The 18281-nt window shown below is 70.9% G+C and carries 21 protein-coding genes and 1 pseudogene; 6 read left to right on the top strand and 16 right to left on the bottom strand.

The genetic code is table 11. The annotated features are described in order from the left end of the window. Positions 1-3 precede the first annotated feature (3 nt). The 7 genes from rpmF to BFF77_RS15655 all read right to left on the bottom strand — a co-directional run bounded on the left by rpmF (position 4) and on the right by BFF77_RS15655 (position 7518). Positions 4-177 (bottom strand): 50S ribosomal protein L32, encoded by a 174-nt coding sequence (gene rpmF, locus BFF77_RS15685; RefSeq protein WP_030753522.1) that lies wholly within the window; start codon positions 175-177, stop codon positions 4-6. 2 nt (positions 178-179) lie between these two features. Then, complete coding sequence (locus BFF77_RS15680) at positions 180-815, bottom strand: YceD family protein (protein ID WP_079125191.1); 636 nt, start codon at positions 813-815, stop codon at positions 180-182. A 181-nt stretch (positions 816-996) separates the two neighbouring features. Then, positions 997-2151, bottom strand: a complete 1155-nt coding sequence (locus BFF77_RS15675; RefSeq protein WP_066949483.1) for a F0F1 ATP synthase subunit B — start codon at positions 2149-2151, stop codon at positions 997-999. A 98-nt stretch (positions 2152-2249) separates the two neighbouring features. Next, a complete protein-coding gene (gene coaD / locus BFF77_RS15670) occupies positions 2250-2729 on the bottom strand; it encodes a pantetheine-phosphate adenylyltransferase (protein ID WP_211280246.1) in 480 nt (159 codons plus the stop codon). A 26-nt stretch (positions 2730-2755) separates the two neighbouring features. Further along, positions 2756-3340, bottom strand: coding sequence for a 16S rRNA (guanine(966)-N(2))-methyltransferase RsmD (gene rsmD / locus BFF77_RS15665; RefSeq protein ID WP_066949476.1), 585 nt, complete (start codon positions 3338-3340; stop codon positions 2756-2758). 158 nt (positions 3341-3498) lie between these two features. Beyond that, positions 3499-5748, bottom strand: a complete 2250-nt coding sequence (gene recG / locus BFF77_RS15660; RefSeq protein WP_066949473.1) for an ATP-dependent DNA helicase RecG — start codon at positions 5746-5748, stop codon at positions 3499-3501. Between the two features lie 72 nt (positions 5749-5820). Then, on the bottom strand, positions 5821-7518 hold the full coding sequence (locus BFF77_RS15655) for a DAK2 domain-containing protein (RefSeq protein WP_066949470.1): 1698 nt from the start codon (positions 7516-7518) through the stop codon (positions 5821-5823). 276 nt (positions 7519-7794) lie between these two features. Here BFF77_RS15655 and rpmB point away from each other — a divergent pair, with 276 nt between their 5' ends. Further along, complete coding sequence (gene rpmB, locus BFF77_RS15650) at positions 7795-7980, top strand: 50S ribosomal protein L28 (RefSeq protein ID WP_003957616.1); 186 nt, start codon at positions 7795-7797, stop codon at positions 7978-7980. Positions 7981-8089: 109 nt separating this feature from the next. On the opposite strand, the gene thiD is transcribed toward rpmB, so the two are convergent. Both thiD and BFF77_RS15640 read right to left on the bottom strand, forming a co-directional pair. Beyond that, complete coding sequence (gene thiD / locus BFF77_RS15645) at positions 8090-8926, bottom strand: bifunctional hydroxymethylpyrimidine kinase/phosphomethylpyrimidine kinase (RefSeq protein ID WP_066949466.1); 837 nt, start codon at positions 8924-8926, stop codon at positions 8090-8092. 43 nt (positions 8927-8969) lie between these two features. Further along, positions 8970-9941: a thiamine-phosphate kinase gene (locus BFF77_RS15640; RefSeq protein WP_066949463.1), complete on the bottom strand. Its 972-nt coding sequence runs from the start codon at positions 9939-9941 to the stop codon at positions 8970-8972. 206 nt (positions 9942-10147) lie between these two features. On the opposite strand from BFF77_RS15640, the gene BFF77_RS15635 reads away from it, so the two are divergent. Next, positions 10148-10381 (top strand): Lrp/AsnC family transcriptional regulator, encoded by a 234-nt coding sequence (locus tag BFF77_RS15635; protein WP_046495896.1) that lies wholly within the window; start codon positions 10148-10150, stop codon positions 10379-10381. 243 nt (positions 10382-10624) lie between these two features. Beyond that, positions 10625-11110: a DUF3515 domain-containing protein gene (locus tag BFF77_RS15630; protein WP_245703531.1), complete on the top strand. Its 486-nt coding sequence runs from the start codon at positions 10625-10627 to the stop codon at positions 11108-11110. 38 nt (positions 11111-11148) lie between these two features. On the opposite strand, the gene BFF77_RS15625 is transcribed toward BFF77_RS15630, so the two are convergent. Genes BFF77_RS15625 through BFF77_RS15615 form a run of 3 tightly spaced genes read right to left on the bottom strand, consistent with a single transcriptional unit; the run spans position 11149 to position 14136 of the window. Continuing rightward, on the bottom strand, positions 11149-12330 hold the full coding sequence (locus tag BFF77_RS15625) for a D-alanine--D-alanine ligase family protein (RefSeq protein ID WP_066949460.1): 1182 nt from the start codon (positions 12328-12330) through the stop codon (positions 11149-11151). Between the two features lie 55 nt (positions 12331-12385). Then, entirely contained in the window at positions 12386-13387 is a 1002-nt protein-coding gene (locus BFF77_RS15620) for an NAD(P)H-dependent glycerol-3-phosphate dehydrogenase (protein WP_079125190.1), read from the bottom strand. Next, positions 13384-14136, bottom strand: coding sequence for a lysophospholipid acyltransferase family protein (locus BFF77_RS15615; RefSeq protein WP_066949457.1), 753 nt, complete (start codon positions 14134-14136; stop codon positions 13384-13386). Before BFF77_RS15615 ends, BFF77_RS15620 begins: the two co-directional genes overlap by 4 nt. Before the next feature lie 157 nt (positions 14137-14293). Here BFF77_RS15615 and cofC point away from each other — a divergent pair, with 157 nt between their 5' ends. Both cofC and BFF77_RS15605 read left to right on the top strand, forming a co-directional pair. Beyond that, complete coding sequence (cofC, locus tag BFF77_RS15610; RefSeq protein WP_107422167.1) at positions 14294-14983, top strand: 2-phospho-L-lactate guanylyltransferase; 690 nt, start codon at positions 14294-14296, stop codon at positions 14981-14983. A 29-nt stretch (positions 14984-15012) separates the two neighbouring features. Beyond that, positions 15013-15216, top strand: a complete 204-nt coding sequence (locus tag BFF77_RS15605; protein WP_066949453.1) for a hypothetical protein — start codon at positions 15013-15015, stop codon at positions 15214-15216. Positions 15217-15375: 159 nt separating this feature from the next. Here BFF77_RS15605 and BFF77_RS15600 read toward each other — a convergent pair whose 3' ends face one another. From BFF77_RS15600 to leuC, 4 genes and pseudogenes are all read right to left on the bottom strand, one after another. Next, entirely contained in the window at positions 15376-16026 is a 651-nt protein-coding gene (locus tag BFF77_RS15600; RefSeq protein ID WP_066949450.1) for an HU family DNA-binding protein, read from the bottom strand. Positions 16027-16169: 143 nt separating this feature from the next. Then, positions 16170-16397 carry an SCO5555 family protein gene (locus BFF77_RS15595; protein WP_066949447.1) on the bottom strand — a complete coding sequence of 76 codons (228 nt, stop codon included), beginning with the start codon at positions 16395-16397 and terminating at the stop codon, positions 16170-16172. Between the two features lie 104 nt (positions 16398-16501). Next, positions 16502-17110: a 3-isopropylmalate dehydratase small subunit gene (gene leuD, locus BFF77_RS15590; protein WP_066949444.1), complete on the bottom strand. Its 609-nt coding sequence runs from the start codon at positions 17108-17110 to the stop codon at positions 16502-16504. Between the two features lie 2 nt (positions 17111-17112). Then, positions 17113-18207 (bottom strand): annotated as a pseudogene (gene leuC, locus BFF77_RS15585) (3-isopropylmalate dehydratase large subunit); the annotation flags it as partial. On the opposite strand from leuC, the gene BFF77_RS34490 reads away from it, so the two are divergent. Then, on the top strand, positions 18151-18281 hold a 131-nt coding region (locus tag BFF77_RS34490), incomplete at its 3' end, for an aconitase family protein (RefSeq protein ID WP_425424377.1). The pseudogene leuC and the gene BFF77_RS34490 sit on opposite strands and share 57 nt — an antisense overlap.

Below are 18281 nucleotides of genomic sequence, written 5' to 3'. Positions count from 1 at the left end.
CGCTCAGACCTCGAGGACCTGGCGCTTGTTATAGGTGCCGCAGCTCGGGCACGCGATGTGCTGAAGCTTCGGCTCCTGGCAGCGCTCGCACGCAACCAGGGTGGGGACCGCAGCCTTCCACTGCGACCGGCGGTGGCGCGTGTTGCTGCGCGACATCTTCCGCTTCGGAACAGCCACGGCTACTTCTCCTGCTTCTCGTCGACGCCCGCATCGGCGCCGCCCATGTTGTCCTTCTCGCCGTCCTTGACGGTCTCGGCGAGTCCCTGCAGTGCCGCCCAACGGATGTCGACGGCGTCATGGTGGTGGCCCGGGTCCCCGTCCAGCCTGATGCCGCATTCGGCACACAGACCGGCGCAGTTCTCCCGGCACACCGGCTGCATCGGCAGTGCGAGCACCACCGCGTCACGCAGCACGGGTTCGAGGTCGAACAGTCCGTCCTCGATGAAGAGCCTGTCCTCGTCGTCCTCGTCCACGTCCGGATCCGCGCGCAGGCGGCCCCGGTCGTCGGCGTCGTGGTACGAGAACAGCTCCTGGAAGTCCGCCGTCACCTCTTGGCGCAACGGCTCCAGACACCTTACGCACTCCCCCTCGGCCATGGCACGGGAGGTGCCCGTGACGAGCACTCCCTCCATCACCGATTCGAGGCGGAGATCCAGCTCCACCGGAGCGCCCTCGGGCGCCCCGATCACCCCCGCGATACCGAAGTCCTTGGGGGCGGGCACCGGGCGGGCCAGCCTCTGGAGCGCACCAGGGCGCCGCCCCAGCTCGTGTGTGTCGAACACGAGGGGGTTGCGGTGGTCGAGACGCGCGTTCAGGGCTTTTCCCGCTTTCGGATCGTGTGGGGGCCGCTACCGTCGCGGAAGCGGCCCGGGCAGCCGGGCCCGCGGACATACGCGCATACACGCGGCCGAAGAGCCAGGGTACTGGACCGGCCGCCATAGGCCCAATCCGGTGCGTTCCGGCCCGCCGGCCCACGGCCCGTGCGTGCCGCGGGGGTCAGCGGCCCTGTTCGTAGCGGCGGAGCTGGTTCATGTCGATCATGCTGGTGTCGAAGAGACTGGTCTCTTCGAGAGCGCTCTGCTGCTCGGGAGCCGGCGGCAGCGCGGGAAGCTGGGCCTGAGGCGCGGACGGCTGCTGCCAGTCGTAGTTCGACTCGTATCCCTGGTGCTGTCCCTGACCGTAGTCCTGCTGCTGGTAGGCGTACGGGTCCTGCTGATAGGCGTACGCGTCCTGCTGCTGGTAGCCGCCGTAACCGGCGTCGGCGGCGTACACGGGCTCCTGGTAGCCGGTCCCGGTGTAGACGTCGGCGGGCTGGGCGTAGGCGGGTTCGGGGGCGGAGACCGGAGCGGGCGGCACGGGCGCGGCGTACGGCCGCTGGGCCGGTACGGGCGGCTCCACGGGCGTCCTCGGCGTCTCCGCGAGGTCCGCCAGATAGTCCGCGTCGCTGGTGTGCCCCTGCGGTCCGGCCGCGTCCTGGGCCGCCATGTGCGCGCCGAGGTCGTCCGAGGCGATACGGCCGTGGAGCTTCTGCCGGCCGCGCCCGACGGCTTCGAGGGTCTTGGACAGCACGGCCTCGAAGGCGCCGAGCTTGGCGTCCACATAGTCGTCGGCGCGGCGGATCAGGGTGTCCGGGTCGGCGCTGTACTCGGGCGCGTCGTCGGCGTCGTCCGCCTCGCCGGTGCCGTATCCGTGCTCACCGGCGCCGGACCCTCGGCCGAGCAGCTTCTCCCTGCCCCGGTCGACGGAGCCGATGGTCTTGGTGAGGACGACCTCGAAGTTGGCGAGCTTGGAGTCGACGTAGTCGTCCGCCTCGGCGCGGATCTCCTCGGCCTCCCTGCGGGCCTCGTCGAGGATACGGGCGGCCTCGTCCTGGGACTGGCGGGCGACCGCGGTGTCGGAGACCAGTGCGGTGCGCTGGGCGTGGGCCGCCGCGATGACGCGGTCGGCCTCCTGCCGGGCCTGCTCGGCGAGCTGTTCGTGACCGCCGAGCAGCTCCTGGGCCTGCGCCAGCGAACCGGGCAGCGCCTCCCGTACCTCTTCGAGCATCGCGAGCAGCTCGGCGCGGTTCACCACGCAGGACGCCGACATGGGCATGGAGCGGGCACTGCCCACCGTGTCGACGATCTCGTCGAGCTTCTTCTGCACGTCCACCGGTGCTCGCCACTCTCTCAGACTGGTTGGAAGACGGACGCAACGACTGTAAGGCCACCGCGAGCCCGTCCGACACCGGATGACGGACAGTCGGTCCTTCAGCGCTTGCCGAGGCGTTCCATCAGGGCCGTGTGGACGGCCGGGGGCAGCAGGTGGGAGACATCTCCGCCCCAGGTCGCGACCTCTTTGACCAGGGAGGACGAGAGAAAGCTGTAGGTGGGATTGGTGGGGACGAACAGGGTCTCGACGCCGGAGAGGCCGTTGTTCATCTGGGCCATCTGCAGCTCGTAGTCGAAGTCGCTGACGGCCCGCAGGCCCTTCACGATGGCGGGGATGTCGCGCTGCTTGCAGAAGTCGACCAGCAGACCGTGGAAGGACTCGACCTCGACATTGCCGAACTCGGCGGTGACCTCGCGGATCAGGGCGATCCGCTCCTCGATGGCGAACAGTCCCTTCTTGGACTGGTTGATCATTACCGCGACATGTACGACGTCGTACAGCTTGGAGGCGCGGGCGATGATGTCGAGATGTCCATTGGTGATGGGGTCGAAGGACCCCGGACAGACGGCGCGGCGCAACTGAACTCCCTCGCTCTGCGGTCCGGTCATGGTGCGTCTTCACACGTAGCGGCGGCGCGACCGTACCAAAGCGTTCCCTCGCCGTAGCGACGGGACCGCAGTGGCGCGAAACCCTCCGGCCAGCCGAACTCCCCACCCCGGGTGCTGCGTTCCACGGTGGCGACGGCGTCGCCGCTGAGCCACCCCTTCGTCCGTAGTGTGAGCAGAATCTCCCGAAGATCGTCATCCGTGACGGCGTAGGGCGGATCGAGGAACACCAGGTCGTACGGCGTGTCCGGGGCCGGGCCCAGAACGATCTGCTCGGCCCTGCCCGGCCGGACCTCCGCGCCGGGCAGGCCGAGCGCGGCGACGTTCTCGCGGACGGTACGGACGGCTCGGCTGTCCGACTCGACCAGCAGGGCGTGGGCCGCGCCGCGCGAGAGCGCCTCCAGTCCCACGGCGCCGGAGCCGGCGTACAGATCGGCGATCCGGATGCCTTCGAGCGTCCCGAGGAGCGACTGCCAGCTGGAGAAGAGGCCCTCGCGCGCACGGTCGGAGGTGGGGCGGGTGCCGTGGCCGGGCGGCACGGCGAGGCGGCGTCCGCCGGCGGCACCGGCGATCACGCGGGTCATGGGTGTCGGGTCCTCGGGTGGTGGGCGGGAGGTCCGGGAAGTCTCGGGGTTCTTTCCCCACGATATGGCGTACGCACCGGGCGGGCCCGGCCGGTACTCATGCCGACCGGGCCGGGCCGTCCCTTGTCGGCCGTTTGTCGGCCGTTTGTCGGCCCTCGTCAGCCCTTGTCGAGGTAGCGCTCCCGCTCCGTGTCCAGCAGCGCGTCCAGCGCCGTACGCAGCTCGGGCGAACCCGCCAGCTCCGGATCCCGGGCGACCACCGCGACGGCCTCCTCGCGTGCCGCCGCGATGACCTCCTCGTCCTCGATGACCGCGAGCATCCGCAGCGAGGAGCGCGCACCGGACTGGGCCTGACCGAGGACATCGCCCTCACGGCGCTGTTCGAGGTCGATACGGGACAGTTCGAAGCCGTCGAGAGTGGCGGCCACCGCGCCGAGCCTGGCCCTGGCCGGACTCGCCTCCGGCATGTCGGTCACCAGCAGACAGAGGCCGGGCGCCGAGCCGCGGCCGACGCGCCCGCGGAGCTGATGGAGCTGGGAGACACCGAACCGGTCCGCGTCCATGATCACCATCGCGGTGGCGTTGGGCACGTTCACCCCGACCTCGATGACCGTGGTCGCGACCAGTACGTCCACCTCCCCCGCGGCGAAACGGCGCATCACGGCGTCCTTGTCGTCCGGCTGCATCCGTCCGTGCAGGACCTCGACACGCAGCCCGGCCAGCGCTCCTTCGGCGAGCTGCCCCGCCATGTCCAGCACGGCCAGCGGTGGCCGCTTCTCGGCGTCGTCGGTGTCGGCGGCCTTCCCCGCCTTCCCGGTCTTCCCGGCCTTGCGGGTCCCGCCGCTCCCGGCGTCGGCGTCCTCGTCGGCGTCGCCGATCCGCGGGCAGACGACATACGCCTGATGGCCCTTGCCGACCTCCTCGCGCACCCGCTCCCAGGCACGGGCGAGGAAGTGCGGCTTGTCCTGGGCCGGTACGACATGGCTGGCGATCGGCGAGCGCCCGGCCGGGAGCTGGTCCAGGACGGAGGTCTCCAGATCGCCGAAGACGGTCATCGCGACCGTACGGGGAATGGGCGTGGCGGTCATGACCAGCAGATGCGGCGGCTGCTTGCCCTTGGAGCGGAGCGCGTCACGCTGCTCCACGCCGAAGCGGTGCTGCTCGTCCACGACGACCAGACCGAGATCGTGGAAGCGCACCTTGTCCTCGATCAGGGCATGCGTGCCGATCACGATCCCCGCCTCGCCGGTGACCAGGTCGAGCAGCGCCTGACGGCGCGCGGCGGCGCCCATGGAGCCGGTGAGCAGCACGACCTTGGTGGCGTGCTCGGCGCCGCCCAGCATCCCGCCCCGGGCCAGCTCGCCCATCATCTCCGTGATCGAGCGGTGGTGCTGCTGGGCGAGCACCTCGGTGGGCGCCAGCATGGCCGCCTGGCCGCCCGCGTCGACGACCGCGAGCATCGCCCGCAGCGCGACCAGTGTCTTGCCCGAGCCGACCTCTCCCTGGAGCAGCCGGTGCATGGGGTGTTCGGTGGCGAGGTCCGCGAAGATCTCGGCGGTGACCTTGCGCTGGCCGTCGGTGAGAGTGAAGGGCAGCCCGGCGTCGAAGGCGTCGAGCACGCCGTCCGCCACGGGCCGGCGCGCCACGGCGGGCAGTTGCGCGTCGGCGTGCCGCCGCCGGGCGAGCGCGACCTGGAGGACGAAGGCCTCGTCCCACTTCAGCCGCTGCCGCGCGTCCTCGACGTCCGCCTTGGTCCCGGGCCGGTGGACCTTGTACAGCGCCTCGGGCAGCGGGACGAAGCCGCGGCCCTCCCGCAGCGCGGGCGGCAGCGGATCGGCGGCCTCCACGGCCCTCGGCAGCACCGCGTCGACCGCTTTGGTGATCTTCCAGGACTCCAGTCCCTTGCAGGCCGGATAGATCGGGATCAGCTTGCCCGCGAAGTCGTCCACGGCGCTCGCCGTGTCCTCCACCGACTCGCCGCCGTCCCTGCCCAGCGGCACATAGGTGGGGTGGGCGAGCTGGAGTTTGCGGTTGAAGACGGACACCTTGCCGGCGAACATCCCGCGGCTGCCCGGCGGGAGTTCCTTGTGCGGCTTGTGGATCCCCCTGCCGAAGAAGACCAGTTGGAGCCGGCCGCTGCCGTCGGTGAGCGTGATCTCCAGCCGCTGGCCCCGGCCGTGGTTGAACGTCAGGATCCGGGACTCGGCGACCTGGGCGACGACGGTGACGTCCTCGTCCAGCGGCAGATCGGCGAGCGTGGTGAGCTGGCCGCGCTCCTCGTACCGCCGCGGATAGTGGTGCAGGAGATCACCGACCGTGTGCAGGTCGAGCTGTTCGGCCATCACCTTCGCGGTGGCGGGGCCGAGCGTCTTCTTGAGGGGTTCATCCAGCGCGGACACGCGATCCATTGCACACCACTCCACTGACACGCGTCGCGCACCCCGGCGTTCGCGCGGGTCGTGGCCGTGCCGTGGGCACCGCTACTCCACACCCACCAGCAGCGGCGCGGACTGCCGGCCGCCCCGGTAGACCACCGTGTCGACGGCGAGGTGCCCGTCCCGTACGTAGCGCTCCAGGCGGTCGGCGAGGGCGTCGGGCACGTCCTCGCCGAGCACCAGCGTCACCAGTTCGCCCCCGGCCGCCAGCATCCGCGAGAGCACCGCCTCGGCCGTGGCGGCGAGATCGGCGCCGATCACCGCCACATCGCCGTCGATCAGCCCGAGGACGTCACCGGCCTGGCAGATCCCGGCCATGGTCCAGGACTGCCGCTCGGCGAAGGCCAGTTCGGCGTAGCGGGTGGCACCGGCGGCCGCGGTCATCGCGACCACGTCCTCGTCGAACCGGCGGTCGGGCTGGTGGACGGCGAGCGCGGCGAGGCCCTGGACGGCGGCCCGGGTCGGGATGAGGGCGACGCGTACCCCTTCGGTACGTGCCTGTTCCGCGGCGGCGGCAGCGGTGTGGCGCAGCTCCGCGTCGTTGGGCAGCAGCACCACCTCGCGGGCGTGCGCCCGGCGGATCGCCTCGACCAGTTCACCGCTGGCGGGCGGCTCCCCGGGGCGCGCGAGCACGGTCGTCGCGCCGGCCTCGGCGCACAGTCCGGCGAGCCCCTCGCCCGGGACGACCGCGACGACGGCCCGCTGGATCCGCTCGGGCGGCTCCTCGGCGGCGCCGAAGTGGCTGATACGGATGCGGTACGGGCGTCCCGCCTCGACGCCGGCCTCCACGGCGGCGCCCGCGTCGTCGACATGCACATGGACGTTCCACAGTCCGTCGCCGCCGACGACGACCAGTGAGTCCCCGAGCCGGTCGAGCCGTTTCCGCAGCCGTGCCACGGCGGTGTCGTCCGCCTCCAGCAGATAGATGACCTCGAAGGCGGGCCCGTCCTCGGCGGCGCAGGACCCGTCCGCGGCAGGCACCGCGGACTCCTCGTGGCGGCGGTGGCGCACCGGGAGGGCGGCCGGTCCCTCGCCCGTGAGGGACTGCACCAGCGCGCCGAGAACCGCGAGCAGCCCGCGCCCGCCGGCGTCCACGACACCCGCGCGCCGGAGTACGGCGAGCTGGCCGGGAGTGGCGTCGAGCGCGGCGCGCGCTCCGGCGTACGCGGCTCGTACGGTGGCGGCGCCGTCGTCGGCCGCGCCGTCGAGCGCGGCACGTTCCGCCGAGTCCGCCGCGGCGGAGGCCACGCTGAGGATGGTGCCCTCGACGGGATGGGCGACGGCCTCCCGGGCCAGTGCCGCGGCCCGCCGCAGCGCCGACGCGAGCCGGTACCCGCCGTCGCCGCCGCCACCCTTCACGTCACCGCCCCTCATATCCCCGCTCTCCTCGCCGCCGCCCCTCCCGCCGGCGTGCGCCGGGGCGGCCAGCACCTCGGCCATTCCGCGCAGCAACTGCGCCAGGATCGTGCCCGAATTCCCCCGGGCGCCGAGCAGCGCGCCATGCGCCATGGCCCGTACGGCATCGGCGGGGCCCGGCTCGGACGTACCGGTCTCGTGCGCGGCGAAGACCGCCTCGACCGCCCGCGCCGCGGATTCCACGGTCAGATAGAGGTTGGTACCGGTGTCACCGTCCGCGACCGGATAGACATTGATCGCGTCGATCTCCTCGCGCTCCCGGCCGAGGGCCTCCAGCGCCAGTGAGCACCAGTTCCGCACCTCTGCGGCGTCAAGGGTCTGCGGCACCTGATGCTCCTCCTTGAGCGGCCTGGAAGCGGGCTGCACGCAGGGTAGCCCGCGCGCCACGGGCGGGCCGCGCGGTGACCGCGGTGCGGCCATGGGGCCGGGGCCGGGCGGGGGCCGGTCCCGCTCATGGTAGTTTCGTTGTACCGAGGCAGGCGTTGTATGCTGCTGCGGTTGCCCGATGAGAGTCGGGCCATTCCCCCGGCAACGCCACATCAGTCACTGATTCCGGCACGCCGGATATCTCTGTACGTGCATCTGAAGTCTTTGGAGTGACCCGTGGCTGCCAACTGCGACGTCTGCGGCAAGGGGCCGGGCTTCGGCAACAACATTTCGCACTCGCACCGCCGTACGTCCCGTCGCTGGAACCCGAACATCCAGCGCGTGCGTGCCGTGGTCGGTCGGACGCCGAAGCGGCTCAACGTCTGCACCTCGTGCATCAAGGCCGGCAAGGTCTCGCGCTGACGCCTGCGTCGTAGCGCAGCCCCTGCGGTTGCCTTGAAAGCCGGTCCATCTCGGTGGGCCGGCTTTTTGCCGTCCCCGCCCTGCCCGGGACCGCTGCCGCGGCCCGTCGTCATCCCCCGGTACGCGGCCGGCGGAAGCGCCAGGCGTGGTCCACCGGGCCGATGCCCGCGCCCAGCGGGAAGCCGTGCTCGATCGCGCCCGTCACATACTCCTTGGCCGCCACGACGGCCTCCACCACGCCCTGCCCGCCCGCGAGCCCCGCGGCGATCGCCGAGGCGAGAGTGCAGCCCGTCCCGTGCGTATGCCGGTTGTCGTGGCGCGGCGCCCGCAGCCAGTGCTCCTCGTGCCCGTCGGTCAGCAGATCCACCGCGTCGCCCGCCAGATGGCCGCCCTTGATCAGCGCCCAGCGCGGCCCGAACGCGAGAACCGCGTCGGCCGCTCGCCGCAGCCCGGTCTCGTCCTCCACCCGTACGCCGGTGAGCTGGGCCACCTCGTCCAGATTGGGCGTGGCGACGGTCGCGGCCGGCAGCAGCCGCTTCCGTACGCCCTCCAGCGCGGAGGCGGCCAGCAGCGGATCGCCGTGCTTGGAGACGCCGACCGGATCGACCACCACGGGCGCCTCGGTGTCCATGAGCAGTTCCGCGACGGCCGCGACCAGTTCGGCGGAGGAGAGCATGCCGGTCTTGACGGCCTGTACACCGATGTCGTCCACCACCGCGCGGTACTGGGCCCGTACCGCCTCGACGGGCAGTTCCCAGGCGCCCCGGACACCGAGCGAGTTCTGTGCGGTGACGGCGGTGAGCACGCTCATGCCATGGACACCGAACGCCAGCATGGTCTTCAGATCCGCCTGGACACCGGCGCCGCCGCCGGAGTCGGATCCGGCGACGGTCAGCACACGAGGGGGCACGGGTGCGGCCACGGGCAGGGACACGGGTTTCGCCATGGCGCCGAATCTACCGCCGGCCGCCCCGCGGGCGGTCCCCGGTCTACTGGTGGTCCTCGATGTCCCCGAAGTGGTCCCAGCCGCCCTTGCTGGTCCAGGGCGCTCCGTCGACGGTCACCTGGGGCAGCGCCGAGAGACCGAGGACCTCGCCGATCACCTTCCAGCGGGCGGGCAGCTTCGTGTCGGCCGGGAAGGTGGCCACGATCGCGTGGTCCTCGCCCCCGGTCAGCACCCACTGGAGCGGATCGATACCGACCGCCTGGCCGATGTCGTGCATCTGCGAGGGGATGTCGATCAGTCCGGAGCGCAGATCGATACGGACCTTGCTGGCGTCCGCGATGTGCCCGAGGTCGGCGACGAGTCCGTCGCTGACATCGGTCATGGCGGTGGCACCGAGCCCGGCCGCCGCGGGTCCCGCGTGATAGGGCGGTTCCGGTCTGCGGTGCGCCTCGACAAAGGCGCGCGGTGAGCGGAAGCCCCGGGAGAGCACCGCGTGTCCGGCCGCCGACCAGCCCAACCAGCCGGTGTAGGCGACGACATCGCCGGGCCGGGCGCCGGACCTGGTCACCGGCTCGTGGTTGCGCAGATCACCGAGGGCGGTGATGGCGATGGTGATGGTGTCACCGCGTACGACATCGCCCCCCACCACGGCCGCGCCCGCGACCTGGCACTCGTCACGGATGCCGTCCATCAGCTCGGTGGGCCAGGTGACCGGGAGTTCGGCCGGCACGACCAGACCGAGCAGCAGCGCGGTGGGGACGGCGCCCATCGCCGCGATGTCGGCGAGGTTCTGCGCGGCGGCCTTGCGGCCCACGTCGTACGCCGTCGACCAGTCACGGCGGAAGTGCCGCCCTTCCAGGAGCAGGTCCGTACTCGCCACGACCCTGCGGTCGGGCGCGGCCACGACCGCGGCGTCGTCGCCCGGCCCGAGCCGGACCGCCGGGGTGGTGGTGAGCCGGGACGTGAGCTCTCTGATGAGTCCGAACTCCCCCAACTCGCCCACGGTTCCCTTCACCGGGACTCCCCTCTCCTCGTCGGGCCGCGTCTGCGGTCGCGGTCCCTCGCTGCTGTCCGTAGCGTCATGAGATACGTCAACTTCTGTCTGCCGTACACCACCCCGTGCGCGCCACCGGAGACCCGGGTCTCCCCGTGGCCCGCGACGACGCGATACCGTGGCGTCTCTTCTCCCCACATGATCCTCGTGGCGGCCCTGGAGGTTCCGTGGTACAGGCGTACATCCTTATTCAGACCGAGGTGGGCAAGGCGACGACCGTCGCCGAGACCATCGCCAAGATTCCGGGAGTGACCCAGGCCGAGGACGTCACCGGTCCCTACGATGTGATCGTGCGCGCTCAGGCGGACACCGTCGATGAGCTGGGACGCATGGTCGTGGCCAAGATCCAGCAAGTGGACGGCATCACCCGCACCCTGACCTGCCCGGTCGTACATCTCTAGGGCCTCTCGTCTGGATCCTGCCGGGCCCGCGCGCCCCGGCACCGCGCCTTGCCGCGTTGTCGTCGGTCGCCCACTCCCCCACAGCCTCGGGGGCGTGGGAGGAGCCCTCTTCGCGTGGGCTCCCTCCTCCGCCTCGCGATCCACGGCACCGACACCGGCGTCAGCCGCCGCGGCGGGCGCTCACCGATCCGGGATCCGGCACGATCCAGACGAAAGACCCTGGCCCCCGTTTACCCTTGGCCGGTGATACGTTCCCGCCGCAGGCTATCCGGCCGCCTGTTCGCCCGCGCCTCCGCCGTCGTCCTGTTGTCGGCGGCGGTGGGCTGTTCCGCCACGGACGCGGCGGTGTCGGTCGCGGTTCCCACCCCGTCACCGGGAGAGGCCGTGCTGTGCCGTGCGCTGCACAAGGAGCTGCCGGGAAGCATCGGTGACCTCGGCAGGAACGATCCCGAGCCGCGTTCCGAACTGACCGCCGGGTGGGGGGACGCCGCGATCGTACTGCGGTGCGGCGTCCCCCGGCCCGACGGAATGAGTGATCCGCAGGCGAAGGCCGTGGAGGCGGACGGCGTCAACTGGATGCTGGAGGAACGCGACTCGGGGCCGCGTTTCACCACCACGTACCGCGAGACCTATGTGGAGGTCACCCTGGACACGCGGTTCGCGCATGACTCCACGCCGCTCGCGCGGCTCGCCGCGCCGGTCGCGAAGACGATTCCGTCCAGCCTCTAGAACGAGAACGAGAACGTGTCCGTCCCGGACCCGGCGGCTCAGCGCAGACCGGTCGGGCGGCGCAGCGCCGCCTGGATCAGCCGGTCGACCAGCTCCGGGTACCCCACACCGCTCTCCTGCCACATCCGCGGATACATGGAGATCGGGGTGAAGCCGGGCATCGTGTTGATCTCGTTGATCACGAACTCACCGTCCTCGGTGAGGAAGAAGTCCGCGCGGACCAGTCCCTCGCAGGACACGGCCTCGAACGCCTCGACCGCGAGCCGGCGCACCTCGGCCGTCTGCTCCTCGGTGAGCGGGGCGGGCACCAGACCGGTGGCCGAGTCGATGTACTTGGCCTCGAAGTCGTAGAAGTCGTGCGCCGTGACCGGCGGGATCTCGGCGGGCACGCTGGCCCGCGGCCCGTCCTCGAACTCCAGCACCCCGCACTCGATCTCGCGCCCGCGCAGCAGCGACTCGATCAGGATCTTGGGGTCGTGGCGCCGCGCCTCGGCGATCGCCCCGTCGAGACCCTCGGGTCCGTCGACCTTGGTGATGCCCATGGAGGAGCCGGCGCGGGCGGGCTTCACGAAGAGCGGCCAGCCGTGCTCGGCGGCGAAGTCCATGATCTTCCCCCGCGCGAGCGCGCCCTCGGCCGCGGTGCCCTCGCCGGAGGCCCGCTCCCATTCGCGGGGCCTGATCACCAGATACGGGCCGACGGGCAGCCCGAAGGAGGTGAACACCCGCTTCATGTACTCCTTGTCCTGCCCGACGGCCGAGGCGAGGACACCCGCGCCGACGTAGGGCACACCGGAGAGTTCCAGCAGGCCCTGGAGGGTGCCGTCCTCGCCGTAGGGACCGTGCAGTACGGGGAAGACGACATCGACCTCGCCCAGCGCCTTGGGCACGGAGCCCGGCTCGCTGTAGAGGACCTCGCGGTTGCCCGGGTCGACGGACAGGACGACACCGCCGTCGGTGGACTCGGCGATTCCCTCGACGCTCGGCAGTGTCCGGTCGGCGATGGCCATCCGCTCGGGATCGTCGGCGGTCAGCGCCCAGCGGCCGTCGGTGGTGATGCCGATCGGCAGGACGTCGTACTTCGTACGGTCGATGGACCGCAGTACGGCTCCGGCCGTGACCACCGAAATGGCGTGCTCGGAGCTACGGCCGCCGAAGACGACGGCCACGCGCGGCTTGCGGAGCTGCTGCTCAGGGCTCTGGGAGGAGTTCTCGCTGCTCATATCGCGATGAGCGTACCTGTTGGTAGCGCCCGAGTCAGCGTTGGTCGCGGCCGAGTCAGCGGCGCTCGGGCTTGGCGCTGCGCGACATCAGCTCCTTCAGCGCGACGAGCGGCGGTTTCCCGTTGTGGACGATGTCCACGACGGTTTCGGTGAGCGGCATGTCGACGGCGTGGCGCCGGGCCAGATCGAGCACGGACTCGCAGGACTTGACGCCTTCCGCGGTCTGCCGGGTGACCGCGATGGTCTCCTGGAGGGTCATCCCGCGGCCGAGGTTGGTGCCGAAGGTGTGGTTGCGGGAGAGCGGCGAGGAGCAGGTGGCGATCAGATCGCCCATGCCGGCGAGCCCGGAGAAGGTGTGCGGATCGGCGCCCAGGGCCAGGCCGAGCCGGGTGGTCTCGGCGAGCCCCCGGGTCATCAGCGAGGCCTTGGTGTTGTCGCCGAGGCCCATGCCGTCGGCGATCCCGACGGCGAGCCCGATCACGTTCTTGACCGCGCCGCCGAGTTCGCAGCCGACGACGTCGGTGTTGGTGTACGGGCGGAAGTACGGGGTGTGGCAGGCGGACTGGAGCCGCTGGGCGACGGTCTCGTCCTGGCAGGCGACCACGGCCGCGGCCGGCATCCGGCCGGCGATCTCCTTGGCGAGATTGGGGCCGGTGACCACGGCGACCCGCTCCGCCGGTGCCTTGGCGACCTCCTCGATCACCTCGCTCATCCGCTTCGCCGTGCCGAGTTCGATGCCCTTCATCAGGGAGACGAGCACGGTGTCGGAGGGCAGGACGGGCGCCCACACGGCGAGATTTCCGCGCAGTGTCTGCGAGGGCACGGTGAGTACGGTGAACTCGGCGCCGTCGGCGGCCTCGGCGGGATCGGTCGTCGCCCTTACTCCCGCCGGGAGTTCGATGCCCGGCAGATAGTCCGGGTTGGTCCTGGTGGTGTTGATCGCGTCCACGACCTCCTGGCGGCGGCCCCAGACCGTCACCTCGCATCCCGCGTCGGCGAGGATCATGGCGAACGCCGTGCCCCACGAACCCGCTGCGAAGACCGCGACCCGCGTCACTTGGACCCCTCTTCCGCGGCCTTGCGCCGCTGTTCCGCCCTGGCCTTGCGATGGTCGTACAAGGCCGCGGGCACCGGCTCTCCGCGTACCTCGGAGAGCAGTTCCGTGATGGCGGCCATGATGACCTCGGTCGCCTCACGGAGCAGTTCGGGGGTGGGCTCCTGGCCTTCGAACCGGGAGAGGTCGACCGGCGGCCCGGCCAGCACCTTCAGCGTCTTGCGCGGAAAGAGCCGCAGACGGTTCTCCTTCGCGTACGGCGGCATCGCCAGATTGGCGCCCCACTGCGCGACGGGGATGACCGGCGCCTTGGTGAGCAGCGCGACGCGGGCGGCGCCGGTCTTGCCGGTCATCGGCCACATGTCGGGATCGCGGGTCAGGGTGCCCTCGGGGTAGAACGCGACGCATTCACCGCGCTCGATGGCGGCGACGGCGGCCCGGAACGCGTCGAGCGCGTCGGTCGTCTCGCGGTAGACGGGAATCTGTCCGGTGCCGCGGAGCATCATGCCGACGAAGGAGCCCTGGAAGAGGCCCGCCTTCGCCAGGAATCGTGGGACGCGTCCGGTGTTGTACTGGAAGTGCGCGTAGGAGAGGGGGTCCAGATAGGAGTTGTGGTTGACCGCGGTGATGAATCCGCCGTCGGCCGGAATGTGCTCCAGACCCTGCCAGTCCCGCTTGAACAGAACAATCAGCGGCGGTTTTGCGATGACGGCCGCCAGGCGGTACCAGAAGCCGATTCTGCGGCGGGACACTCGGACACCTTCCTTTTCACGCCTGGCTCTTTGCCCGGCTGCCGGGGGTCAAGTGTCGCCCCGGGCCCCTGCTCTGTCGAGAACACCGTACGCCCCGGTTCCTGGAGCGGCCCTGTGGGCCGTCACGGTGCCGGGCCACAATAGAGGGCCGATACACATGGACGGAGAGTTCGCCACGGACACCGACCCGACCGGGCACTGGTCCCTGGTCGTTCCGCTGAAACCGCTGCGGCTGGCCAAGAGCAGGCTCGCCGGGACCGCGGGCGACACACTGCGGCCCCGGCTCGCCCTCGCCTTCGCGCAGGACACCGTGGCCGCGGCGCTGGCCTGCCCGGCTGTTCGGGATGTGGCGGTCGTCACGGACGATCCGACGGCGGCGGCCGAGCTGGCGGCGCTGGGCGCGCGTATTGTGCCGGATTCGCCGGGCGACGGTCTCAACGCGGCGCTGGCGCATGGCGCGCGTGCGGTCAGAACGCACCGCCCGAGGGCCGCGGTGGCCGCGCTCAACGCGGATCTGCCGGCGCTGCGCCCGGCGGAGCTGGACCTGGTGCTGGCGGCGGCGGAAGCATTTCCGCGTGCTTTTCTGGCGGATGCCGCCGAAATCGGTACGACATTGCTGGCGGCGGCGCCGGGCACGGAATTGAATCCGGCTTTCGGCGGTCCGTCGCGGCTTCGGCATTTGTCCTCGGGCGCGGTGGAAATTGTCCTGGCCGGGGTGGATTCCGTACGGCGGGATGTCGATACGGGTGCCGATCTGCGGGTGGCCGCGGAGCTGGGTCTCGGTCCGTACACGGCCCTGCGGTACCCGGCGCACGGACCGCTTCCCGCGCGGCGGCCGGGGCCCTGAGCGGCGCCGGCGACCGATACGCTGCCGCCATGCAGGCCACTTCGTACACCTACGACTCCGAAACCCGCGGCGGGAGCGTGCTGCTGGACGACGGCACCCCGCTGGAGTTCGACGCGGCGGCGTTCGACGCGGGCGGGCTGCGGATGCTGCGCGCCGGTCAGCGCGTACGGATCGAGACGGAGGGCGAGGGCGCCGACCGCCGTGTCACGCTGGTGACGCTGTATACCTTCTGAGCGCTCCGGACAGGTTCTGAACGCTCCGGCCGGGCCCGCCGGACCGCGGGCGCCGTCCCCCGGGCCCTGAACGGCCCGTACATCCCAATGATCTTGCACAACGCCGCGGGCCGGGCTCCCCGGAAGGAGCCCGGCCCGGCGCGTGTGGCCCTGTACCGCTCACTGCCCCCTGGCGACGGTCTTCTTCACGGTGGTGGTCCGCGAGGTGGCCTTCCTGGCGGGCGCCTTCTTGGCCGTCGCCTTCTTGGCGGGCGCGGTCTTCTTCGCGGTGGCCTTCTTCGCCGTGGCGGTGGCCTTCTTGGCGGTCTTCTTCGCCGCCGTCGTCTTCTTCGCGGCCGTCTTCTTGGCGGCCGTGGTCTTCTTCGCGGCGGTCTTCTTCGCGACCGTGGCCTTCTTGACCGCGGTCTTGCGCGCCGCGGTGGTCTTGGCGACGGCCTTCTTGGCCGCGGCCTTCACGGTCGGACGGGCGGAAACGCCGCCCGAGAGGCTGCCCTTGGGGGCCTTCTTCACGGCCACGTCGTTCTTGGGGAGCTTCTTCGAGCCGCTGACCAGGTCCTTGAAGCCCTGGCCGGCGCGGAAGCGCGGCACCGAGGTCTTCTTGACCCGTACGCGCTCACCCGTCTGCGGGTTACGGGCGTAGCGCGCCGGACGGTCCACCTTCTCGAACGAGCCGAATCCGGTGACCGAGACCCGGTCGCCTGCCACGACCGCGCGGACGATGGCGTCCAGTACCGCGTCGACCGCGTCCGCGGCCTGCTGACGGCCGCCGACCTTGTCCGCAATCGCTTCTACGAGCTGCGCCTTGTTCACGTCTTCCCCTTCGGAGACATTGCCAGAACGAAAGTGTTCAAGCTTTTTCGCACGTTAGGCAGATATATACCGCAAATCAAACACGAAACGGGCTAATCACCCTAGTGCCGCAACGAAGTCGACCTGGCGGAGATCCGCGGAGGTCACTCACCTTCGGGGAAACGACCCTCGTCGAGGTCCTTCATCAAGCGGTCCAGACGCCTTGCCGCGTCCGGGAGATCGTGTTTCGCCGCGGCCGTGATGACCAGCAGCTTCCGGGAGAGCGCCATCCGTACGCCCTCCGGGACTTGCAGTCCGCGCACCCTCGCGTGCGCTTCCTTCAGTTGTTCGGCGACTAACCCGTAGAGCTTGAGTTGGCTGTCGCGTTCCATGCACCGATTGTGCCATCTGGGGCGAGTTGTCGCCCGAGGGGGGCTCAACAAGCAACTGCACCCCCTGCCCGGAGGCAGGGGGTGCAGTGGGGGAAAAGCGCTGCTCAGACGGTAATTGTGCGCGGTTTGAAGGAGGGCCTGGCGGCCTCGTAGGCGGCGATGTCCGCTTCGTTCTGGAGGGTGAGACCGATGTCGTCGAGCCCGTTCAGCAGCCGCCAGCGGGCGTTCTCGTCCAGCTCGAAACCGGCCGTCAGTCCGGCTCCGCCGGGCCCGGCGGCCCTGACCTGGCGCGCCTGGAGATCCACGGTGACCTCGGCCTCGGGGTCGCTCTCCGCGATCTCCCAGAGGGCGTCGACGACGGACTGCTCCAGAACCACGGTCAGCAGGCCGTTCTTGAGCGAGTTGCCGCGGAAGATATCAGCGAAGCGGGAGGAGATGACGGCCTTGAAACCGTAGTTCTGGAGAGCCCAGACGGCATGCTCGCGGGAGGAGCCGGTACCGAAGTCGGGTCCCGCGACCAGCACCGTCGCCCCCGCGTACGCGGACTGGTTGAGGACGAACGCCGGATCCTTGCGCCAGGCCTCGAACAGCCCGTCCTCGAATCCGTCGCGGGTGACCTTCTTGAGCCAGTGCGCCGGGATGATCTGGTCGGTGTCGACATTGCTGCGGCGCAGCGGCACCGCGCGGCCGGTGTGGGTGGTGAAGGCTTCCATGGTTATCGCGCTCCAGCGGGCGTACGGGCGCCGGCGTCGGCGTCGGACAGATCGGCGGGCGAGGCGAGATGGCCCAGCACGGCGGTGGCGGCGGCGACCTGCGGCGAGACGAGATGGGTCCGCCCGCCCTTGCCCTGCCTGCCCTCGAAGTTGCGGTTGGAGGTGGACGCCGAACGCTCGCCGGGAGCGAGCTGGTCCGGGTTCATGCCCAGACACATCGAGCAGCCCGCGTGCCGCCACTCGGCGCCCGCGGCGGTGAAGACCTTGTCCAGGCCCTCCTCGACGGCCTGGAGCGCGACCCGTACCGAGCCGGGAACGACCAGCATCCTTACGCCGTCGGCGACTTTGCGGCCGCCCAGGACGGAGGCCGCCGAGCGCAGGTCCTCGATGCGGCCGTTGGTGCAGGAACCTACGAAGACGGTGTCGACGTTGATGTCGCGCAGCGCCTGCCCCGCGGTCAACCCCATGTACTCCAGGGCCTTTTCGGCGGCGTGGCGTTCCGAGGCGTCCTCGTACGAAGCCGGATCGGGGACCCGCGAGGAGAGCGGCGCGCCCTGGCCGGGGTTGGTGCCCCAGGTGACGAACGGCGCCAGTTCCGCGGCCTCGATGAACACCTCGGCGTCGAAGACCGCGTCGTCGTCGGTGCGCAGCGTCTTCCAGTACGCGACCGCCGCGTCCCAGTCGTCGCCCTCCGGCGCGTGGTCGCGGCCCTTGAGATAGGCGAAGGTGGTCTCGTCGGGAGCGATCATGCCCGCCCTGGCGCCGGCCTCGATGGACATGTTGCAGATGGTCATCCGGGCCTCCATCGAGAGCTTCTCGATGGCGGAGCCGCGGTATTCGAGGATGTAGCCCTGGCCGCCGCCGGTGCCGATCCTGGCGATGACGGCGAGGATCAGGTCCTTGGCGCTGACGCCGTCGGGGAGTTCGCCCTCGATCGTGATCGCCATGGTCCTGGGACGGGCCAGCGGCAGCGTCTGGGTGGCGAGGACATGCTCGACCTGGCTGGTGCCGATCCCGAACGCCAGCGCGCCGAAGGCGCCGTGCGTGGAGGTGTGGCTGTCACCGCAGACGACGGTGGTGCCGGGCTGGGTCAGCCCGGCACCACCGTCGTCTGCGGTGACAGCCACACCTCCACGCACGGCGCCTTCGGCGCGCTGGCGTGCGGGAGCGG

The organism is Streptomyces lushanensis, assembly GCF_001700515.1.
Classification (GTDB): Bacteria; Actinomycetota; Actinomycetes; order Streptomycetales; family Streptomycetaceae; genus Streptomyces; species Streptomyces lushanensis.
This window is presented reverse-complemented; position numbering and strand designations above follow the sequence as displayed.